Below are 3,009 nucleotides of genomic sequence, written 5' to 3' on the forward strand. Positions count from 1 at the left end.
GTCTGCATAGGCCAGGCGGTTTGCACGGTCATTGATGAGACCGTATTTGGCAGAAAAGCTGTCATAGAGCCGGTTTAGTTCCGCCTGTTTTTGGGTAATGGTGCTGTCTGGAACCGCTGCATCCATCTGAAGGTCGATCAGTTCCTGCACACAATCGCGCAGTCCCACAAGACCTTTTACGCGGGCTTCTGCGGTGGCGTTGAGATCAGGGCGCACCATGCGGCTGTTTTCCCGGTAGTACACCTGCCCGTCTACAATGACATAAGAATAGTTCTTCACATTAGGATCGGCAGGAATGGAGGTGCCAATGGCTTCGCCTTCGCCCAACTCCGGCAGCTCTGCCTCCTGATAAGTGCCATGAATATACTTCACCGCATCATGCAGCTGGTCGGAAAGCTCCAGTCCCTCGATAGGGTTCACGGTGTAGTCCATACCATGAGCAGTGCTTACCGGCTCCTGTCTGCCCAGCACCATTTCCGGGTGGTCGATAAAATACCGGTTGATGGCAAATCCGTCCTCCGTCTGTCCGGTTTGAGTCCATTCCGGCACGATGTCCAGCGGGCGGTCCCGCTTTTGGAGGAAGATGATGTCCGATACCACCTCGGCACCGGCATTCTTTTTGAACGCGTCATTGGGCAGACGGATAGCTCCCAGCAGCTCGGCACGCTGGGCAAGATAGCGGCGCACGGTGGAATCCTTGGCGTCCATGGTATAGCGGGAGGTTACAAAAGCCACCACACCACCGGGACGCACCTGGTCCAGTGATTTGGCGAAAAAGTAGTTGTGAATACTAAAATTCAGCTTGTTGTAGGCTTTGTCATTGACCTGATACTGACCGAAAGGCACATTGCCGATGGCAAGGTCAAAGAAGTCACGCCTGTCGGTGGTCTCAAAGCCGCCTACTGTGATGTCCGCCTTGGGATAGAGCTGCTTTGCAATGCGCCCGGAAACCGGGTCCAGCTCCACACCGTACAGACGACTGTTTCGCATTTCCTCCGGCAGCATACCGAAGAAATTGCCCACACCCATAGATGGCTCCAGAATATTTCCGGTCTCAAATCCCATACGGCCCACCGCTTCATAGATGGCCTGAATGACCGTAGGGCTGGTGTAATGGGCGTTGAGGGTGGAGCTTCTGGCGGCGGCATATTCCTCCGGGGTCAGCAGCTCTTTCAGCTGGGCATACTCGGAAGCCCATGCCGGTTTCTCCGGGTCAAAGGCATCAGAAAGACCGCCCCAGCCCACATAGCGGGATAGGACTTCCTGTTGTTCCGGGCTTGCCTGCTGTCCGGCAACTTCCAACTCTTTCAGCAAACGAATGGCATTGATATTTGCCTGGAACTTGGCTTTCGGACCGCCTTCGCCCAAATGCTCATCGGTAATACGGAAGTTTTGTGCATTGCGGCGCAGGTTGGCCTTGTATTCCTCATAGGAGGCTTCCTCGGCAGCTTTGGCATTGGGGAAGGTCTGCCACTGGCCATTGACCTGAATGGAAACCGGGTGTTCGTCCAGCACTTCCTCAAAGGGTTTCTCCGACTCAGTCACAGGGGCTGGTGGCTCCGGCTCCTCGATATGCAGCCGTTCCACCACCACATCATAAGGCAGATGGTTCTTATCGCCCGGATAGACGGCCACGGTCTCGGAATGGAAGGTCGGGGATTCGGCAGACGGTTGGGGCTGTTCCTGTCCAAAGCCATCCATCTGACGGGCATACATCCCGCGCAGCAAAGGCGCAACTTCATCCCAGCGGAAATACAGCACAGCCAAACGCTTTTCCTCTGCGTCCAGGACTTCCAGCTCCATGCCCTGTGCCGTGGTACGGTAATCGGCAATATCGCCGGTCTCCAGATTCAGGGTCTCAATCTCATGAGGGTAGGCTCTGCTCAGCCAGTAGGCAATCTCACTGTTGCTCCTGCCGGATTGCAGCAGCGTGGAAACCTGTTTTTTATCTGCTTCATCCATCAGTCCATGGGACAATACATCCCGCAAGTCCTGATCTGCCTTGTCCGGGTCAATGGGAAGAAGCTCGGTATAGTAAGCATTGCGGCGGTCTGCCCGAAGCAACTGCTCGAACTGTTCTTTGCGCTCTGCCCGATAGATGGGATATACCATGCCGGTGGGCAGAAGCTGTACGGTGTCCTCCCGCAGCTCGGTGATCTGATAGGCGTCATCCTCGATATACACGGTATCGCCCACAGCATAAACCGGGGCGGCAGGGTCATAGGAAGTCCTTTGCGGAATTGGACTGCGAACGGCATCATATTCCTCATCGGAAATGGAAATCTCGGAAGTCTGCTCTGCCTCGGCAGCTGCGATCTGCTCTGCATCTGACATCACCTGTTGGATAAATGGGTCATTGTCCAGTTTTTCCGAGTCTGCCACCTGGCCGTTGACGATGCCCCTTTCCTCCAGGGCTTCCCGGATGGCGATGGGGTCGATATTGTCAAAACGGTCCTGTTCTTCTTCGGTATAGAACCGGTCCTCCTGAATGAGCTGGGCGATTCGGCGCTGTACCTTCGGCCAGGGCAGCTGCGTTTCCTCCGGGCTTCCGGCACGGACAACGAACAGGCTGTTGCTGCCGCCGTATTCCTGAGCCAGCCATGCAGCGGTATCTTTCTCTCTTGCATGATCTTTCATATAGCGGACGACAGCGTGTTTACTCTCAATATTGCCGTTCCATGCACAAAGGGCAGTATCAATATCTTCCTGAGAAAGAGGGCGCAGAAGCTCATGGAGCTTTGGATAGGTTTCGTCGATCACTTCCCGGTGCAGACGCTGGCGGAACTCCGGCACATCCGAATAAAGGCGGATCAGCTCCATATCCTTAGAGCCAAGAACCGCACGGCGCACAGCGGCATTACCCTCGATGACAGCATTTTCACGGTCAAAATGACCGCAGGCATTGCGGTATGCGGTATCCTCGGAAATAGCGGCAGTCACCACAGGCTTATACTGCTCAAACTGCTCCCGAAGGGTAGGCTTTGGCGTTTCTTCCTCTATCTCCGGCTG

1 pseudogene is annotated in these 3,009 nt (G+C 55.1%); it reads right to left on the reverse strand.

From position 1 onward, the window contains the following. Positions 1–3,009, reverse strand: a pseudogene (locus GPK94_RS16005) (helicase SNF2); the annotation flags it as partial.

Source organism: Pseudoflavonifractor sp. MCC625, from assembly GCF_018784545.1.
Taxonomy (GTDB): Bacteria; Bacillota; Clostridia; order Oscillospirales; family Oscillospiraceae; genus Pseudoflavonifractor_A; species Pseudoflavonifractor_A gallinarum.